Raw genomic sequence first — 18,491 nt, 5'->3', positions numbered from 1 at the left:
GGGCCCGGGCGGGCCCCGCCACGGACTCAATTCTGGATGAATTGCATTTTCGTGCCCGCCAGTTCGATCACGTCGCCACTCTTGAGCGCCACCGGCTCGTTGCCGATCGGTGCACCATTGAGCAGCGGGATACCGGAGCCCTCGACATGCGCCACGACAAAACCCTGCGAACGTCGCGAAATCGATGCCACAGCCACCCCCGGCTTGCCGACCGTCGTGACCGCCTTGGTCAGGGGGACTTCGCGGCCAGAGGCCGTACCGGAGAGGACGCGCAGTGCGCCATTCAGGTTACCGCCTTCTGCAGCAGCCGGCACGGGCGTTTCTCCCGGCTTGAAGAGCATGGTCTTGTCAAAGCCCGGTGCCTCGGCCTCGTTGACGAACTTGATCTTGTACTTGCCAACCTCAATGGTGTCGCCGTTCTGCAAAGCCTGTTTCTTGACGGCCTTGCCATTGACATAGGTGCCATTGGTGCTGTTGAGATCTTCCAGCGTGACCTCGCTGCCCGTCATCTGCAATGCTGCATGTTCACCACTGACGGCCAGATTGTCGATCACCACGTCGTTGTATGGTCGCCTCCCAAAGGTCGTGCGCTCCTTGGTCAACTGCACTTCCTTGATGACAACACCGTCGATCGATACGATCATTTTCGGCATGCCCGACTCCTATTCCTGTTGCTCGTTATGAATATACCTTCGTTATTTTCCCAGCAATCGCGCCATCAGGCCGCGCTTTTCTGCGCCCATCTCGGCCTGTACCAGCAGGACCGTGATATTGTCGCGACCGCCATGTGCATTGGCCGTGTCGACCAGGGCTTTCGCTCGCAGCTCAGCTGCCAATGGCATCTGCAGGATTTTCGCAATATCCTGATCCCTGACCATATCGGACAGGCCATCCGAGCACATCAGGTAGACGTCGCCGGGCTCGACGGCGTGCTCATGCACCTCCAGCAGGACAGCGTCATCCACCCCGAGGGCACGCGTCACCAGATTCTTGTTCATGGACAGGGCCGCCTGCTCGGGCGTCAGCAGGCCGGCGTCGATCTGCTCCTGCAGCAGGGAATGGTCCCGGGTGATCTGGACCAGTTCCCCCTGGCGCAGCCGGTAGCAACGTGAATCGCCGATGTGCCCGATCACCAGGTCTGCACCACGAAACACGCCAGCCACCAGGGTGGTGCCCATGCCCGAGTAGTGCGCATTGGCATGCGCGGCCCGGAAAACCGCCGAATTGGCATTGCCCACGCAGATTTCAAGCGCCCGGCGGATGTCCTGCACTGTCGCTGTAGCCGCAGACTCGGTGAGCCAGCGGCTCATCTCCGAGTTGATGATGGAAGTCGCCATGCTGCTGGCCACTTCACCGGCGTTGTAGCCGCCCATGCCATCAGCCAGGATGGCGACGCCCGCGCTTTCGTCAAAGCCGACCGCGTCTTCGTTGTTTTCCCGCGTCAAGCCGGAGTCGGTCTGTGCACAAAACCTGTAAATCATGGCTTCTGTCGTCATGGCTCAATGATTTACCTGGGGAAGACTGGACGCGCAGAAAGGCCGCGCCGCGCCCCTGAGGTCCGGAGAGATGCCCGTAAAGACACGGCACACGCCGGCCTCGATTCCGGTTGAGACCGCCTGCTGGAGAATGAAGTTGCCAATTCGTGCCTGTTCAGATCCGCAGGGCTCTTGCTGTAGATAATCAGGAGCCCACCATGAAACCAGCGTACCGAGGGTACGCCATACAAGCTGTCGACCTTAGCAGAGCAACTCCCGGCCGGCAAGGTAGTAATACGCAGGGCTCTGTCTTTTTTTGCAAAGTCCCGTAACTGCCCGGAACAAGGGTCCCGGTCCGGAAGCCAGGGCGCCCCGGAAACCGGCTCCGGATCAGCAAGCTGAGATCAGCCCTCTGCCGCCGACTTATGTCGCTTTTGCAGAGCGCGCCCCAGCAGGACTACGAAGATCGCGCCGGCTGCGGCCGCCACGTAGTGCAACCAGGGATTTTCCATGGCGATTTCCTTGAGCGCCACATCGCTGACGATGGTTTCGCCACCGACCCAGCCAATCAAGGCCGCGCCCAATGTCACGATGATCGGGAAACGCTCCATCAGGCGAATCATCAGGGAGCTGCCGAAAATCACCAGCGGGATGCTGATCGCCAGACCGATCATGAGCAACAGGTTGCTGCCCTTGGCGGCTGCCGCGACGGCAATCACGTTGTCCAGGCTCATGACCACGTCGGCAATCAGGATGGTACGCACAGCAGCCATCAGGCCACCGCCTTCGCCACCGTGACCCTCCTCGTCGTCGTCTTCGCTGAGCAGTTGCACCCCGATATACAGCAGCAGCAGACCGCCAACGACCTGCAGGAACGACATCTGCAAGAGCTGGGCAGCTACCAGCGTCAGCGCGATACGCAGCACGACGGCGGCGCCCGAACCGAAAAGAATGGCTTTTTTCTGCTGGTGTGCAGGCAACGAACGCGCCGCCAGTGCAATCACCACGGCGTTGTCGCCGGACAGAATGATGTTGATCCAGACGATCTTGAGCAGACCAATCCAGAAATTGACATCCTGCATGATTTCCATCGAAGTGCTCCTGAAGTTATATCTGTAATGAAAGAGCGCTCCAGACAGTCCGTCTGGAGCGCTCCCAGGGATCTTGCGATCAAGTGTGCCTTAACTGCGCACACTTATGGATGCGTATTTTTGCTTACAGCAGCGCCTTCAGCAGCTTGCCCATCTCGGACGGGTTGCGGGTGATCTTGAAACCACATTCCTCCATGACCGCCAGTTTGGCGTCGGCCGTGTCGGCGCCACCGGAAATCAGGGCACCGGCATGGCCCATGCGCTTGCCGGGAGGGGCCGTCACGCCAGCGATAAAGCCGACCACGGGTTTCTTCATGTTGGCCTTGCACCAGCGGGCGGCTTCCGCCTCGTCCGGACCGCCGATCTCGCCGATCATGATGACGGCATCGGTATCCGGGTCGTCGTTGAAGGCCTGCATCACGTCGATGTGCTTGAGACCGTTGATCGGGTCGCCACCGATGCCCACGGCCGAGGACTGGCCCAGGCCGATTTCGGTCAGTTGCGCCACGGCTTCATAGGTCAGCGTGCCAGAGCGGGAGACCACGCCGATACGGCCCTTGCGGTGGATGTGGCCGGGCATGATGCCGATCTTGATCTCGTCGGGCGTGATCAGGCCGGGGCAGTTGGGGCCCAGCAGCAGGGTCCTCTTGCCGCCCGCAGCTTCCTTGGCCTTCATCTTGTTGCGCACCATCAGCATGTCGCGCACCGGAATGCCCTCGGTGATGCAGATCGCCAGGTCCAGATCGGCCTCGACCGCTTCCCAGATGGCGTCGGCGGCACCCGCCGGCGGCACGTAGATCACCGACACGGTGGCACCGGTCTGCTTGGCGGCTTCCTTGACCGAGGCGTAGATCGGGATGTTGAAGATCGATTCACCGGCCTTCTTGGGGTTCACGCCAGCGACAAAGCAGTTCTTGCCGTTCGCGTATTCCTGGCACTTTTCCGTATGGAACTGGCCGGTCTTGCCGGTGATGCCCTGGGTGATGACTTTGGTGTCTTTGTTGATGTAGATCGACATGACGGTTCCTTGGGTAGCTTTACTTGGCAGCCTTGACGGCTGCGACCACCTTCTGGGCGGCTTCGGCCATGGTGTCGGCACTGATGATGGGCAGGCCGGACTCGGCCAGCATCTTCTTGCCCAGCTCTTCGTTCGTGCCCTTCATGCGCACCACCAGCGGCACGCTGAGGTTCACGGCACGGCAGGCCGTGATCACCCCGGTGGCAATGGTGTCGCACTTCATGATGCCGCCGAAGATGTTGACCAGAATGGCCTTCACCTTGTCGTTCTTGAGCATGATCTTGAAGGCTTCGGTGACCTTCTCGGGGGTGGCACCGCCGCCCACGTCCAGGAAGTTGGCCGGCTCGGCGCCGAACAGCTTGATGGTGTCCATGGTGGCCATGGCCAGGCCGGCACCGTTCACCAGACAGCCGATGTTGCCGTCGAGCGAGATGTAGGCCAGATCGAACTTGGAGGCCTCGATTTCGGCCGGATCTTCCTCGTCCAGGTCACGCAGGGCGACGATCTCGGGGTGGCGGAACAGGGCGTTGGCGTCGAAGTTGAACTTGGCATCCAGGGCGATGACGTTGCCCTTGCCATCGCGGTTCAGCGGATTGATCTCGACCAGCGAGGCGTCCGTCTCCATGTAGCACTTGTAGAGCTTCTGGCAGACGTCGATGAACTGCGCTTGCGAATCGGCCGGCATGCCCACGCCCTTGGCCAGTTCCACGCCTTGCGCCTGGGTCAGGCCGGTCAGCGGATCGACGAATATCTTGACGATCTTCTCGGGCGTGGCGTGCGCCACTTCCTCGATGTCCATGCCACCCTCGCTGGAGGCGATGAAGGCGACTTTCTGCGTGGCACGGTCGGTCACCACGGACAGGTAGTATTCTTTCTGGATGTCGGCACCGTCCTCAATGTAGAGGCGACGGACTTTCTGGCCTTCGGGACCGGTCTGGTGGGTCTTGAGCTGCATGCCCAGGATCTCGCCGGCCAGGCGTTTGACGTCGTCGACGGACTTGGCCACCTTCACGCCACCGCCCTTGCCGCGGCCACCGGCATGGATCTGCGCCTTGACGACCCAGACCGGGCCACCCAGCTTCTGGGCAGCCTCGACCGCCTCCTGGACTGTGAAGGCCGGAATGCCGCGCGGCACAGGCACACCAAAATGACGCAAGATGTCCTTGCCTTGGTACTCGTGGATCTTCATGAGGGCTCTCTCAGGAAATGGATTTCTGTCCTGCCACGGAACCGGCGTGTCCCGTAGCTGGTGCTGGGTTCAGCACAGCCTTGGAATGTATCATGTTGCTCTGCACCAAAACTGACGGATTTCAGCCCGGTCCCATAATTTCCGTCAACCGAGGCATAAGCCATGTCCATCCAGAAAATCTTCATCGACGGTGAAGCCGGAACCACCGGCCTGCAGATCCGTGAGCGCCTGCTGGCCATGCCGCAGGTCGAACTGTTGAGCATTGCAGCTGCGCAGCGCAAGGACCCGGCCGCCAAGCGGGAGCTGCTGTCTGGCGCTGATCTGGTCATCCTCTGCCTGCACGATGAGGCCGCTGTCGAGACCGTGGCACTGGTCGATGCGCTGGAAAAGACGTCCGGCCGGCCCGGCCCCAAGATCATCGACGCCTCCACCGCGCACCGGGTCGCCCCGGGCTGGGTCTATGGCTTCCCTGAGCTCACACGCAGCCAGGCGCAGGCCGTGACGCAGGCCCGCCGCGTCGCCAACCCGGGCTGCTACCCGACCGGCGGCATCGCCCTGTTGCGCCCGCTGGTCGATGCCGGCCTGCTGCCGCCGGACTATCCTGTCGTGATGTCGGGCTACTCCGGCTATTCGGGAGGCGGCCGCCAGATGATCGAGGCCTACGAGGTCACGCACAGCGCACCGCCACTGGAAATCTACGGTCTGAGCCTGGCCCACAAGCACCTGCCCGAGCTGCAACGCTACAGCGGCCTGAGCCGCCGGCCCATCTTCGTGCCGGCTGTTGGCAATTTCTACGCCGGCATGCTGGACCAGATCGGCCTGCAATTTGATCTGATGAAGGGTGTCACGCGCACCCAGCAGCTGGAAGACGTGCTCCGCGCGCACTACGCCGGTAGTGAGTGGGTCAGCGTGGTGCCGCCGGCAGCAGGTGGCCGGCTGGAGCCGACCGCGCTCAACGGCACGAACCAGATGGAACTCAGCGTCTATGGCAACGATGCGCTGGGCCAGGCCGTGCTGGTGGCGCGTCTGGACAATCTGGGCAAGGGCGCCAGCGGCGCTGCGGTGCAGAACCTCAAACTGATGCTGGGCCTGTAATCAGGCTTCTTCGTCGGCCGGATCGCCGCCCAGCACACGGCGCACCACCTCCCCAGCAAAGCCTCGTGCCAGCAGAAACCGCGTCTGCCGCGCCCGCTCCTGGGGAGTCTGCGGCAGGGCATCGAACTTTCTTTGCCAGACTTCGCGCGCACGCCCCAGTTCGCTGTCCTTGAGGCCGGACAGGGTCCGGGCGATCAATTCGCCGTCCAGCCCCTTGTCCTGCAACTCCTGGCGTATGCGTGTCGAGCCAAGCCGGCTCGCGCGCCGGTTCAGCACCGACTCGGCCACCCGCTCCTCGCTGATGAAGCCCCGGGCCTGCAGCTCGTCGAGCGCCAGCGCCAGCGTGCCAGGCTCTTCCTCGTAAGGCTGGAGCTTGCGCTCGAGCTCGCGGCGCGAGTGCTCGCGCTGGCTCAGCAGGCGCAACGCCCGGCCCTTGAGTGTGGGCTGGAACGACAACCGTGCCGTCGCCATGGCTCGCTCCCCGTTACCGGCCTCCCGTCTTATTCAGCCGCGGCTTCTGTCGCCTCGTTGAGCAGCGGAATGCCCAGGGACTCGCGCACCTTGTTCTCGATCTCGTGCGCCAACTCCGCGTTCTCGCGCAGGAACTCGCGCGCGTTGTCGCGACCTTGCCCGATTTTCTCGCCGTTGTAGGCGTACCAGGCGCCGGATTTCTCGATGATCTTGGCGTTGACACCCATGTCGATGATCTCGCCATGGCGGCTGATGCCCTCGCCGAAGAGGATGTCGAACTCCGCGGTCTTGAAGGGCGGCGCCACCTTGTTCTTGACGATCTTGACCTTGGTCTCGTTGCCGATGGCCTCTTCGCCCTTCTTGATGGTGCCGGTGCGGCGGATGTCGATGCGCACCGAGGCGTAGAACTTCAGCGCATTGCCGCCGGTCGTGGTCTCGGGGCTGCCGAACATCACGCCAATCTTCATGCGGATCTGGTTGATGAAGATGACCATGCAGTTGGTCTTCTTGATGGTGGCGGTCAGCTTGCGCAGGGCCTGGCTCATCAGGCGCGCCTGCAGCCCGGGCAGGGAATCGCCCATCTCGCCTTCGATCTCGGCCTTGGGCGTCAAGGCTGCCACCGAGTCGATCACGATCAGGTCCACGGCGCCGGAGCGCACCAGGCTGTCGACGATCTCCAGCGCCTGCTCGCCCGTGTCGGGCTGGGAGATCAGCAGATCGGGCAGGTTGACGCCCAGTTTCTGCGCGTACTGCACGTCCAGCGCGTGCTCGGCATCGACAAAGGCGCAGGTGCCGCCGATCTTCTGCATCTCGGCGATGACCTGCAAGGTCAGCGTGGTCTTGCCCGAGGATTCAGGGCCGTAGATCTCGACCACGCGGCCGCGCGGCAGGCCGCCCACGCCCAGCGCGATGTCCAGACCCAGGGAGCCGGTGGAGACGACCTGGATGTCCTCGATCGCCTCACCTTCGCCCAGGCGCATGATCGTGCCCTTGCCAAATTGCTTCTCGATCTGGGCCAGTGCGGCCGCCAGGGCTTTGGCTTTTTCACTGTTGGCGACGCTGATGGATTTGCCGGATACGTCCATGACTTGCTCCTTGGGTGGGGTTGACTCAGTTCCAGTGTTTTTAATCACAGGCTGGATGCTTGACCAGTAATTTATCCGTCTTGTACTTTCCAGTAAAGGCATAAATTAGTCATTTTGGTTTACTATTTGCCCATGACAGATGCCGCCACTTTTCCAGTCGACGACGGCTGGCGCCAGACCCACCTGGGTCGCCTGCTGGGCCACGCCATGCGCCGCTTCGACCAGCGCGTGCTCCACCTGATGGCGCATGACGCCGAGGTGCCGCTGGCCCTGTCCAACCTGGCCGCGCGCGGCCAGGTCAGCGCCGCCCACATCCACATCACGCGCCATCTGGCCGTGCAGGGCGCGCGACTCCAGGAACTTGCGGAATCGGCAGGGATGAGCAAACAGGCCATGGGCAAGCTGGTCGACCAATGCGAGGCCTGGGGCCTGGTCACGCGCGAAGCCGACAGGCGTGATGGCCGCGCCAAGCTTGTGCGCTTCACGCCCGCCGGACTGGCCTGGTTGCGTGGCTTCCAGCGGGCCGTGATCCAGGCCGAAGCCGAACTCAAACTGGCCGTGAGCCCCGAAGTGGCCACCGTGATTGCCCTTGGGCTCGAAGCCTATGCCAGCGCCTAGAATCGGCACATGAAGCGCCCAGCCGGCGAACCACAGCCGGCAGGCGCGAGGAGACAAGCATGCGGATACTGATCGCCGAGGATGACCAGGTACTGGCCGACGGCCTGCTGCGCACACTGCGCAGTTCAGGTGCGGCCGTCAACCACGTGGCCAGCGGCTCCGAGGCCGACGCGGCGCTGATGACCAACAATGAGTTCGACCTGCTGATCCTGGACCTGGGCCTGCCCAAGCTGCACGGGCTGGAGGTGCTGAGAAAGCTGCGCGCGCGCGGCTCCAGCCTGCCTGTGCTCATCCTCACGGCGGCCGACAGCGTGGAGGAGCGCGTGAAGGGACTGGACTACGGTGCCGACGACTACATGGCCAAGCCCTTCTCGCTGCAGGAACTGGAGGCGCGCGTACGCGCGCTGGTGCGCCGCGGCATGGGTGGCACCAGCAGCCATATCAAGCACGGCCCGCTGGTCTACGACCAGGCCGGGCGCGTGGCCACCATCGACGGACGCATGGTCGAACTCTCGGCACGCGAGCTGGGCCTGCTGGAAGTGCTCTTGCAGCGCACCGGCCGACTGGTCAGCAAGGACCAGCTGGTCGAGCGCCTGTGCGAGTGGGGCGAGGAAGTGAGCAACAACGCCATCGAGGTCTACATCCACCGCCTGCGCAAGAAGATCGAGAAGGGGCCCATCCGCATCGCCACCGTGCGAGGCCTGGGTTACTGTCTCGAAAAGATCCCGAACAGCTGACCGCCGGGCAAGGCCTACTCCACCGCAACGCCTGCATCGTGAAACTTTTCCAGCGCGAGCAGCGCTCGCTCTTCGGTGAGATCCTGGACTGGATGCTCACGCCCTTGCTGCTGCTGTGGCCGATCAGCCTGGTGCTGACCTGGCTGGTCGCGCAAGGCATTGCCGGCAAGCCTTTCGACCGCACGCTCGAGTACAACGTCAACGCCCTGGCCCAGCTGGTCACGGTCAACCAGCAGCACGTGCAGTTCAACCTGCCCCTGCCGGCACGGGAACTGCTGCGCGCCGATGACATCGACACGGTCTATTACCAGGTCCTGGGCGTGCGCGGTGAGTACCTCAGTGGTGAGCGCGACTTCCCGCTGCCGCCCGAGGACGCACCGGTCACAGGCAGCGAGGTACGCCTGCGAGACGACACCTTTCACGGCCAGGACATCCGGGTCGCCTATATGTGGGTCCCACTGAATCCGCAAACCTCGAGAACGGTTCTGATCCAGGTCGCCGAAACCCTGGACAAACGATCGGTGCTGGCCGCCGAGATCATCAAAGGCGTGATGCTGCCGCAATTCGTGACTCTGCCGCTGGCCGTGCTGCTGGTCTGGCTGGCGCTGGTGCAGGCCATCAAACCCCTCAGTCGCCTGGAAGAACGCATACGGGCCCGCCGCCCTGACGACCTCAGCCCGCTGGACGCGCAGACGGTGCCGCTGGAAGTGGCGCCCCTGGTGTCCTCGGTCAACGACCTGCTGCTACGGCTCAAAGACTCGATCGGCACGCAGAAACGTTTTCTAGCCGACGCCGCACATCAACTCAAAACGCCACTGGCCGGCCTGCGCATGCAGGCCGACCTGGCCCAGCGCGAAGGCACCAGCACCGAGGAGCTCAAGCAGTCGCTGCGCCAGATCGGACGCGCCAGCATCCGCGCCACCCATACCGTCAACCAGTTGCTGGCACTGGCCCGTGCCGAAGCCGGCACCATGGCCATGAGCCGCCAGCCCTGCGACCTGGCCCGGCTCACCATGGAAGTCGTGCAGGACAGCGTGCCACGCGCCATGGACAAACACATCGACCTGGGCTACGAGGGCGCCCAGCCGGCCATGCCCGGCGTCATGCTCGAAGGCAATCCCACGCTGCTCAAGGAACTGGTGCGCAACCTGCTGGACAACGCCATCAACTACACACCGTCCAGCATCGACAAGCCGGGGGTCATCACCGCACGCGTGCTGGCCGACCCATTCGGCAAGATCATCGTGCTGCAGGTGGAGGATTCAGGGCCAGGCATCACGCCAGCCGAGCGTGAACTGGTGTTCCAGCCTTTTTACCGGGCCCTGGGAAACGACGTCGACGGTTCAGGCCTGGGCCTGCCCATCGCACAGGAAATCGCCCAGCAGCACCACGCCCGCATCAGCGTGGAGGACACCCGCCCCGGCCAGACACCGCCAGGGGCGCGCTTCACGGTGCGCTTTGACCTCACGCCGGAATAAGGGCCGACACCATCCGACTCAGCGGCAGCTGCGCAGCGTCTTGTCGCCCAGCGCCGGCTTGATCTCTTCCAGCTTGGGCCGCAGGGCCTCGTCGGCCGCCGGGATCCGCAGCTGGCTTTGCCGGATCTCCGGCCGTTCCTGCACCACGCGCGCCGTGCGCACACCGCGGCGCTGCAGAGCGTTCAACTCGGTCTGAGCCTGTGCCTGGGTCTCGAAACGCCCGAGGGACAGGCCCAGTTGCAATTCCGGGTTGTCCAGCGGCTGCAATCTGAGCTTCATCTTCTCGAGTTCGACCTTCTTTTTCTCCTGCGCAGCGGCGTTGGGGAATTTGCCCATGTAGACGATCCAGCGCGCCGGCTCCACCATCAGCTCCAGCGACCAGGCACCGCCCGGCAAGCTGGTTTCCAGGGCCTTGCGCACGGTCTCGGTCTGGGCCTCGTCAAACAGGCCGGCCTGCAGGCACTCGGGGGGTTTGGGCGGCGTCAGCGCGACCTGTTCGGCGCGGCGCCCCTCGTCGGCCGGCAGGATGCGGATGGCCTCCGGACGGATCTGCTGCGTCAGACGCTGCGGCTCGCTCTGCTCGGCCGGGGCCCAGCCGTAGCTGCGCAGCATGCCCTGCGACCAGGCGTAATAGCCCGCATTCAACAGGACCAGCAGCAGGACAAGGAGACGCAGCATGGGAAGGGTTCGTCTTCAGTTCGAGGGGCGGACGCTGACTTCAGCGCTGGAGATTTTCTTCAGCCCGGCAGCAGTATGCACGAGCAGCGCACCGCTGCCATCCACGCCCCGGGCCTGGCCGCTGCTGCCGTCGCTCAAGGTCACCTCGCGGCCAGCCAGTGCATCCCGTGCCGCGTAGGCGGGATGGAAGGGTCCCCAGCCCTGGGCCTCAAAGCGCTGCACGGCCTGAACCAGGGGCGCGGCCACCTGCAACAGGGCCTGTGGCGCGTCGGTGCCGGGCACCAGCTCCTGCAACCAGGCCGGCGGTGTGCTCAGCCCGGTCGCGTCCCGCGGCCTGATGTTGATACCCACGCCGATGACCGCGTAGCGTGCAGCGCCAATCTGGGTGGTCTCGATCAGGATGCCGGCCAGCTTGCGGTCGGCCAGCCAGACATCGTTGGGCCACTTGAGCCGCAGGTCGGGGTGCAGGCTCTGCACCACGCTCAGGCCCACGGCCAGCGACAGGCCAGACCAGTCGGCCATCTGCAGGGGCAGGCCCAGGGAGAAGGTCAGCACGTCCCCGGGCTGGGTGCCGCTGCTCCAGGCGCGCCCCAGGCGGCCGCGGCCGGCGGTCTGGGCTTCGGCCACCAGCAGCACCGGCTCCAGCCGGCCCGCACGGGCACGGCGCATCAGCTCGGTGTTGGTGGAGTCCAGCTGCGGCAGCACTTCGACCGTGAAACCGGGCAGGGTGGGCACCACCGCTTCCCAGATCGCTTCGGCCGGCCAGCGCAACATGGCGAACTCCTTCAGCGCTTGCCGCCCTTGGACTTGTTTTTCTTCTTGGACTTCTTGGATTTCTTGGGCTTGTCGTCGTCCTTCGGTGCCAGCAGCGTGCCGCGACAGAGCTTGCTGCCGCACCAGCAAGGGTATTCCGCCTTGAGCTTCTTGGTATAGGGCTCGTCGATGATGAGGCCGTAGTCGTAGTTGAGCTCCTCACCGGCCTTGATCTTGCGCAGCGACTTGATGAAGACGCGGCCCTCTTCCTCGTCAGCCTCGCAGTTGGGTTCGCAGGAATGGTTGATCCAGCGCGAGGAGTTGCCGCCCACCTTGGCGTCGATCACATGGTCTTCATCGACGTGAAAATAGAAGGTGTGGTTGGGATCCTTGGGGTCGTGGGGGTGGCGGCGCAGCGCTTCCTCCCAGTTGATGATCTCGCCCACGTACTCGATGAGGGTTTCCCCCCTGGGAATGTCCTGGACAGCAAAGACCCCCTTGCCATGGACGCCGGAGCGACGGGTCTGGATACGGCGGCCGGGTTCGGAAACGGGATTCTTGGACACTGCTGAAAAATTTGGTAAGGTGAACTCGTATGGGCGCGCGTGGGCGCGCCCGTGTATGCGTGCGCGTATGCGCGCGCGAGAAACTGGATTGTAGTCAGATGAAAAACGCAGTTTTAGGCAAAACCCTGATCATTGCTGAAAAGCCTTCGGTCGCCCAGGACATCGTGCGCGCCCTCACGCCCACTGCCGGCAAGTTCGAGAAGCACGATGAGCACTTCGAGAGCGACAACTACGTCGTCACGAGTGCCGTCGGCCACCTGGTGGAAATCCAGGCGCCCGAGCAGTACGACGTGAAACGCGGCAAGTGGAGCTTTGCCCACCTGCCGGTGATCCCGCCGCATTTCGACCTCAAGCCGGTCGACAAGACCAAGACCCGCCTGAACGCCGTGGTCAAGCTGGCCAAGCGCAAGGACGTAGGCCAGCTGATCAACGCCTGTGACGCGGGCCGCGAGGGCGAGCTGATCTTCCGCCTGATCGAGCAATACGCCGGCGGCGCCAAGCCCCTGGGCAAGCCGGTTTCGCGCCTGTGGCTGCAGAGCATGACACCCCAGGCCATCCGCGACGGCTTCGACAAGCTGCGCAGCGACAAGCAGATGCTGCCCCTGGCCGATGCGGCGCGCAGTCGCTCCGAGGCCGACTGGCTGGTCGGCATCAACGGCACCCGTGCCATGACCGCCTTCAACTCGCGCGATGGCGGTTTCTTCCTCACCACCGTGGGCCGCGTGCAGACGCCCACCCTGGCCGTGGTGGTGGAGCGCGAGGAACAGATCCGCAAGTTCATCAGCCGCAACTACTGGGAGGTGCACGCCAGCTTCGGCGCCCAGGCCGGCGACTACGCGGGCAAGTGGTTCGACCCGAAGTGGAAAAAAACCGAGGACGACGCCGAGAAACGCGCCGACCGCGTCTGGAACGAGAAAGAGGCCACGGCTATTGCCGATGCCGTGCGCGGCCAGACCGCCACCGTGATCGAGGAAAGCAAGCCCAGCACCCAGGCTTCGCCCATGTTGTTCGACCTGACCAGCCTGCAGCGCGAAGCCAACGGCAAATTCGGCTTTTCCGCCAAGACCACGCTGTCGATTGCGCAAAGCCTCTACGAGCGCCACAAGGCCCTGACCTACCCGCGGACCGATTCACGCCATCTGCCCGAGGACTACCTGGCCGTGGCCAAGGAGACCTTTGGCATGCTGGCCGACTCCGGCATGAAACACCTGGCGCCACACGCCGCCACCGCGCTCAAGGGCGGCTACGTCAAACCCAACAAGCGCATCTTCGACAACGCCAAGGTCAGCGACCACTTTGCCATCATCCCCACGCTGCAGGCGCCCAGCGGCCTCTCGGACGCCGAGCAGAAGCTGTACGACCTGGTGGCGCGCCGTTTCATGGCGATCTTTTTCCCCAGTGCCGAGTACCAGGTCACCACCCGCATCACCACAGCCGCCGGCCACAACTTCAAGAGCGAAGGCAAGGTGCTGGTCAAGCCGGGCTGGCTGGCCATCTACGGCAAGGAGGCCGAAGACGAGCTCGCGCCGGGCGAAGGCAGCAGCAAGACCCTGGTGCCGGTGCAGGCCGGCGAGAAGGTCAAGACCCACAGCGTCGACCCCAAGGGTCTCAAGACCCGGCCCCCGGCACGATATTCGGAAGCCACGCTGCTCTCGGCCATGGAGGGTGCCGGCAAGCTGATCGAGGACGACGAGCTGCGCGAAGCCATGCACGAGAAGGGCCTGGGCACACCGGCCACGCGCGCGGCCACCATCGAAGGGCTGCTAACGGAAAAATACATGCTGCGCGAAGGCCGCGAGCTCATTCCCACCGCCAAGGCCTTCCAGCTCATGACCCTGCTGCGCGGCCTGGGCGTGGAGGAACTCTCGAGGCCCGAGCTGACCGGCGAATGGGAATACAAACTCTCCGAGATGGAACACGGCCGCCTCTCGCGCGAAGAGTTCATGCGCGAGATCGCCGCCATGACCGAGCACATCGTCAAGAAGGCCAAGGAATATGACCGCGACACCGTGCCGGGTGACTACGCCACACTCAGCACGCCTTGCCCGAACTGCGGCGGTGTGGTCAAGGAAAACTACCGGCGCTACACCTGCACCGGCAAGAAGGGCGACGGCGAGGGCTGCGGCTTCTCCTTCGGCAAAACCCCCGCCGGTCGCACCTTCGAGGTGGCGGAGGTGGAGCAATTCCTGCGCGACAAACGCATCGGCCCGCTGGACGGCTTCCGCTCCAAGGCCGGCTGGCCCTTCACGGCCGAGATGGTCATCAAGTTCGACGAGGAAACCAAGAACTACAAGCTCGAATTCGACTTCGGCGACGACAAGGCGGAGGAGACCGGCGAGCTGGTGGACTTCTCCGCCAAGGAGTCGCTGGGTGCCTGCCCCAAGTGCGGCGGCGCGGTCTACGAGCATGGCAAGAACTACGTCTGCGAAAGAACGGTGCCCACCCTGGCCCAGCCCACGCCGAGCTGCGACTTCAAGAGCGGCCAGATCATCCTGCAGCAGCCCATCGAGCGCGAGCAGATGGCCAAGCTGCTGAGCACCGGCAAGACCGACCTGCTGGACAAGTTCGTCTCCATGCGCACGCGTCGCCCCTTCAAGGCCTTCCTGGCCTGGAGCGCCGAGGCCAACAAGGTCGCTTTCGAGTTTGCCCCGTCCAAGTTCCCGCCACGCAAGACCGCGGCCAAATCCGCCGCTGGCGCGGCCGCCAAGACCACGGGGCCAGCCGCCAAGAAAACGGCGGCCAAAAAGGTGGCAACCAAAAAGGCACCGGCCAAGAAAGCCGCAGCCAAGACCACTGCTGCCAAAGCGCCACGCAAGACGGCTGCCGGCCTGACCCCCAGCGCCGAACTGGCCGCCGTGATCGGCAGCACAGCGGTGGCACGCACCGAGGTCGTCAAGAAACTCTGGGATTACATCAAGGCCCAGGGCCTGCAAGACCCCAAGGACAAGCGCAGCATCAACGCCGATGCCAAGCTCAAGCCCGTCTTCGGCAAGGACAAGGTGACGATGTTCGAGATTGCAGGCCTCATCGGCAAGCATCTGAGCTAAGTCGCTCTTGCTGCAAAGAAAAAGGGCGGTGCATGATGCACCGCCTTTTTTTCATGGGGACTTGCTAGCTTACTTGGACACCACGCGCGCCATCTCCAGGCACTTGTTGGAGTAACCCCACTCGTTGTCGTACCAGGCCACGACCTTGACGAAGGTCTTGTCCAGGGCAATGCCGGCTTCGGCATCGAACACGCTGGTGCAGACTTCACCGCGGAAGTCGGTGGCCACCACCTTGTCTTCGGTGTAACCCAGCACGCCCTTCAGGGCCCCCTGGCTCTGGGCCTTCATCTCGGCACAGATGTCCTTGTAGTCGGCTTCCTTGTTGAGTTCGACCGTCAGGTCGACCACGGAGACGTCGCTGGTCGGCACCCGGAAGCTCATGCCGGTGAGTTTCTTGTTCAGTTCCGGGATGACCACGCCCACGGCCTTGGCGGCACCGGTGGAGCTGGGGATGATGTTTTCCAGGATGCCGCGCCCGCCGCGCCAGTCCTTGTTGCTGGGGCCGTCCACGGTCTTCTGGGTGGCGGTGGCTGCGTGCACGGTGGTCATGAGGCCGCGCTTGATGCCCCATTTGTCGTTGAGGACCTTGGCCACGGGGGCCAGGCAGTTGGTGGTGCAGCTGGCGTTGGAGATGATGGCCTGGCCGGCGTAGGTCTTGTCGTTGACGCCAAAGACGAACATGGGGGTGTCGTCCTTGGAGGGGGCGGAGATGATGACCTTCTTGGCGCCAGCGGTCAGGTGCTTCTCGGCGCCGGCCTTGTCGAGGAAGAGGCCGGTGGATTCGATGACAACGTCAGCGCCCACTTCCGCCCACTTGAGGTTGGCGGGGTCGCGTTCCTGGGTCAGGCGGATCTTCTTGCCGTTGACGATCAGGGTGCCGCCTTCCACGGACACTTCGCCCTTGAAGCGACCGTGCACGCTGTCGTACTTGAGCATGTAGGCCAGGTAGTCGGGTTCGAGCAGGTCGTTGATGGCAACGATCTCGATGTCCTTGAAGTTCTGCACTGCGGAGCGCAGCACGTTGCGCCCGATGCGGCCGAAGCCGTTGATGCCTACCTTGATCGTCATGATTTGCTCTTTCGCTAAAAGTTAAAACACAAGGAAATCAGTTCCGGGCCAGCACGGCCTGCACCGTGTCGGCCACGTTCTCGGGCGTGAAGCCGAAATGCTTGAACAGCACCGGGGCCGGGGCCGACTCGCCATAGGTGTCGAGGCCCACCACGGCGGCGCAGCCGTATTTCCACCAGCCGTCGCTCACCCCCATCTCCACGGCCACGCGCGGCAGGCCTGCCGGCAGCACGGCCTGCTTGTAGGCGGGTTTCTGCTGGTCGAAGGTGGTGGTACTGGGCATGGAGACCACACGCACGGCGATCTTCTTCGCGGCCAGCAATTCCTGTGCCTTGAGCGCGAGCTGCACTTCGGAGCCGGTGGCGATGATGACGGCACGAGCCTTCTGCTTCAGGCCCAGGTCGGCCGGCTCAGACAGCACGTAGGCACCGCGGCTGATGTCACCCAGGTCTTTCTTGGGCGCGTAGGGCAGGTTCTGGCGCGAAAGCAGCAGGGCGGTGGGCTTGCTCTTGTTTTGCAGCGCAACGGCCCAGGCCACGGCGGTCTCGGCCGTGTCGGCGGGACGCCAGACGTCCAGGTTCGGGATCAGACGCAGGGAGGCCGCATGTTCCACCGACTGGTGGGTGGGGCCGTCCTCGCCCAGGCCGATGGAGTCGTGCGTGAACACATGCACCACGCGTTGTTTCATCAGCGCGGCCATGCGGATGGCGTTGCGAGAGTAGTCGCTGAAGGTCAGGAAGGTGCCGCCGTAGGGGATGTAGCCACCGTGCAGGCCGATGCCGTTCATGATGGCGGCCATGCCAAATTCGCGCACGCCGTAGTTGATGTGGCGCCCGCCGTTGCCGTTGCCATCGGCGTCGAAGCGCAGATTGGGCGTGGAGCTGGTGTTGGTGAGGTTGGAGCCGGTCAGGTCGGCCGAGCCGCCCAGCAGTTCGGGCAGGGCGGCCGTGAAGGCCTCCAGCGCGATCTGGCTGGCCTTGCGGCTGGCCACGGTCTCGGCCTTGGTGTGCGCCGCCACGGCGGCGTCCACGGCCACCTGGGCAAAGTTCTTCGGCAGCTCGCCTTTCATGCGGCGCTCGAACTCGGCCGCCAGGGCCGGGTGCGTGGCGCGGTAGGCGGCGAACTTCCGCTCCCAGGCTTCCTGTGCGGCAATGCCGCGGTTCGTGGCATTCCAGTCGTCCGCCACATCCTGCGGAATGACGAAGGGCTCGTGCGCCCAGCCCAGGGCCTCGCGCGTGAGCTTGATCTCTTCGCCACCCAGCGGCTCGCCATGCGCCTTGGCGGTGTTGGCGCGGTTGGGCGAACCGTGGCCGATGGCGGTCTTGCAGATGACCAGCGTGGGCTGGTTGTCGGACTGCTTGGCGCGCGCGATGGCTTCGGAAACAGCGGCGACGTCATGCCCGTTGATCGGGCCGATCACGTTCCAGCCATAGGCCACGAAACGCAGCGCGGTGTTGTCACCGTACCAGGGGGTGACCTGGCCGTCGATGGAGATGCCGTTGTCGTCGTACAGGGCGATCAGCTTGTTCAGCTTCCAGGCACCGGCCAGGGCCGCGGCCTCGTGGCTGATGCCTTCCATCATGCAGCCATCGCCCAGGAAGACGTAGGTGTGGTGGTCGACGATGCTGTGGCCGTCGCGGTTGAATTCCCGGGCCAGCAGCTTCTCGGCCAGCGCCATGCCCACGGCATTGGTCACGCCCTGGCCCAGCGGGCCGGTGGTGGTTTCCACGCCGGGGGTGTGGCCCACTTCTGGGTGGCCGGCCGTCTTGCTGCCGAGCTGGCGGAAGTTCTTCAGCTCCTTTAACGGCAGGTCGTAACCCGTCAGGTGCAGCAACGCGTACAACAGCATGGAGGCATGGCCGTTGGACAGGACGAAACGGTCGCGATCGGCCCATTGCGGGTTGGTCGGGTTGTGCTTGAGGTGTTCACCCCAGAGCGCAACGGCCATGTCGGCCATGCCCATGGGCGCACCCGGGTGTCCGGAGTTGGCTTGTTGCACTGCGTCCATTGCCAGCGCGCGGATCGCGTTGGCCATCTGTCGGGTATTTGCCATGTGGGGGCCGCTCCGGAGGGGGTCAGGGGAAACCCGGTATTTTACCGGTGGCCGGTTGGGACTTCGGAG

The 18,491-nt window shown here is 64.1% G+C and carries 17 protein-coding genes; 5 read left to right on the top strand and 12 right to left on the bottom strand.

Annotated elements, in window-relative coordinates; translation table 11 throughout:
• Positions 1-26: 26 nt before the first annotated feature.
• From AO057_RS03735 to sucC, 5 genes are all read right to left on the bottom strand, one after another.
• The gene (locus tag AO057_RS03735) at positions 27-653 is read right to left on the bottom strand and encodes an FHA domain-containing protein (protein ID WP_057674368.1); all 627 of its coding nucleotides are present in this window, start codon (positions 651-653) and stop codon (positions 27-29) included.
• 42 nt (positions 654-695) lie between these two features.
• The gene (locus AO057_RS03730; protein WP_057677157.1) at positions 696-1,481 is read right to left on the bottom strand and encodes a Stp1/IreP family PP2C-type Ser/Thr phosphatase; all 786 of its coding nucleotides are present in this window, start codon (positions 1,479-1,481) and stop codon (positions 696-698) included.
• 398 nt (positions 1,482-1,879) lie between these two features.
• Positions 1,880-2,566, bottom strand: coding sequence for a TerC family protein (locus AO057_RS03725; RefSeq protein WP_057674367.1), 687 nt, complete (start codon positions 2,564-2,566; stop codon positions 1,880-1,882).
• A 124-nt stretch (positions 2,567-2,690) separates the two neighbouring features.
• Complete coding sequence (gene sucD / locus AO057_RS03720; RefSeq protein ID WP_057674366.1) at positions 2,691-3,584, bottom strand: succinate--CoA ligase subunit alpha; 894 nt, start codon at positions 3,582-3,584, stop codon at positions 2,691-2,693.
• A gap of 19 nt (positions 3,585-3,603) precedes the next feature.
• A complete protein-coding gene (gene sucC, locus AO057_RS03715; RefSeq protein ID WP_057674365.1) occupies positions 3,604-4,773 on the bottom strand; it encodes an ADP-forming succinate--CoA ligase subunit beta in 1,170 nt (389 codons plus the stop codon).
• Positions 4,774-4,941: 168 nt separating this feature from the next.
• Here sucC and argC point away from each other — a divergent pair, with 168 nt between their 5' ends.
• Positions 4,942-5,868, top strand: a complete 927-nt coding sequence (gene argC / locus AO057_RS03710; protein WP_057677156.1) for an N-acetyl-gamma-glutamyl-phosphate reductase — start codon at positions 4,942-4,944, stop codon at positions 5,866-5,868.
• Here the strand turns inward: argC and recX are convergent, their stop codons facing one another.
• Both recX and recA read right to left on the bottom strand, forming a co-directional pair.
• The gene (recX, locus tag AO057_RS03705) at positions 5,869-6,339 is read right to left on the bottom strand and encodes a recombination regulator RecX (RefSeq protein WP_240480729.1); all 471 of its coding nucleotides are present in this window, start codon (positions 6,337-6,339) and stop codon (positions 5,869-5,871) included.
• A gap of 29 nt (positions 6,340-6,368) precedes the next feature.
• Positions 6,369-7,424, bottom strand: coding sequence for a recombinase RecA (recA, locus tag AO057_RS03700; RefSeq protein ID WP_057674363.1), 1,056 nt, complete (start codon positions 7,422-7,424; stop codon positions 6,369-6,371).
• A 132-nt stretch (positions 7,425-7,556) separates the two neighbouring features.
• On the opposite strand from recA, the gene AO057_RS03695 reads away from it, so the two are divergent.
• Genes AO057_RS03695 through AO057_RS03685 form a run of 3 tightly spaced genes read left to right on the top strand, consistent with a single transcriptional unit; the run spans position 7,557 to position 10,257 of the window.
• Complete coding sequence (locus tag AO057_RS03695; protein WP_057674362.1) at positions 7,557-8,042, top strand: MarR family winged helix-turn-helix transcriptional regulator; 486 nt, start codon at positions 7,557-7,559, stop codon at positions 8,040-8,042.
• A gap of 59 nt (positions 8,043-8,101) precedes the next feature.
• Complete coding sequence (locus tag AO057_RS03690) at positions 8,102-8,779, top strand: response regulator (protein WP_057674361.1); 678 nt, start codon at positions 8,102-8,104, stop codon at positions 8,777-8,779.
• 38 nt (positions 8,780-8,817) lie between these two features.
• Positions 8,818-10,257: a sensor histidine kinase gene (locus AO057_RS03685; RefSeq protein WP_057674360.1), complete on the top strand. Its 1,440-nt coding sequence runs from the start codon at positions 8,818-8,820 to the stop codon at positions 10,255-10,257.
• Between the two features lie 18 nt (positions 10,258-10,275).
• Here AO057_RS03685 and AO057_RS03680 read toward each other — a convergent pair whose 3' ends face one another.
• The 3 genes from AO057_RS03680 to AO057_RS03670 are packed head-to-tail and all read right to left on the bottom strand — an operon-like array spanning position 10,276 to position 12,254.
• The gene (locus tag AO057_RS03680) at positions 10,276-10,935 is read right to left on the bottom strand and encodes a hypothetical protein (protein ID WP_057674359.1); all 660 of its coding nucleotides are present in this window, start codon (positions 10,933-10,935) and stop codon (positions 10,276-10,278) included.
• Between the two features lie 15 nt (positions 10,936-10,950).
• Positions 10,951-11,709: a biotin--[acetyl-CoA-carboxylase] ligase gene (locus AO057_RS03675; RefSeq protein ID WP_057674358.1), complete on the bottom strand. Its 759-nt coding sequence runs from the start codon at positions 11,707-11,709 to the stop codon at positions 10,951-10,953.
• A gap of 11 nt (positions 11,710-11,720) precedes the next feature.
• On the bottom strand, positions 11,721-12,254 hold the full coding sequence (locus AO057_RS03670) for an SET domain-containing protein (RefSeq protein WP_082605399.1): 534 nt from the start codon (positions 12,252-12,254) through the stop codon (positions 11,721-11,723).
• 98 nt (positions 12,255-12,352) lie between these two features.
• On the opposite strand from AO057_RS03670, the gene AO057_RS03665 reads away from it, so the two are divergent.
• Positions 12,353-15,301, top strand: a complete 2,949-nt coding sequence (locus AO057_RS03665; protein ID WP_057674357.1) for a DNA topoisomerase III — start codon at positions 12,353-12,355, stop codon at positions 15,299-15,301.
• A 69-nt stretch (positions 15,302-15,370) separates the two neighbouring features.
• Here the strand turns inward: AO057_RS03665 and gap are convergent, their stop codons facing one another.
• Together gap and tkt are read right to left on the bottom strand one after the other, a co-directional pair.
• Positions 15,371-16,369 (bottom strand): type I glyceraldehyde-3-phosphate dehydrogenase, encoded by a 999-nt coding sequence (gene gap / locus AO057_RS03660; protein WP_057674356.1) that lies wholly within the window; start codon positions 16,367-16,369, stop codon positions 15,371-15,373.
• Between the two features lie 37 nt (positions 16,370-16,406).
• Positions 16,407-18,422 carry a transketolase gene (gene tkt / locus AO057_RS03655; protein ID WP_057674355.1) on the bottom strand — a complete coding sequence of 672 codons (2,016 nt, stop codon included), beginning with the start codon at positions 18,420-18,422 and terminating at the stop codon, positions 16,407-16,409.
• Positions 18,423-18,491: the final 69 nt, after the last annotated feature.

The sequence above is a fragment of the Curvibacter sp. PAE-UM genome (assembly GCF_001432305.1).
Taxonomy (GTDB): domain Bacteria; phylum Pseudomonadota; class Gammaproteobacteria; order Burkholderiales; family Burkholderiaceae_C; genus Hylemonella.
Note: the sequence above shows the minus strand (reverse complement) of the source record. Positions and strands in the feature narration are given on the sequence as shown.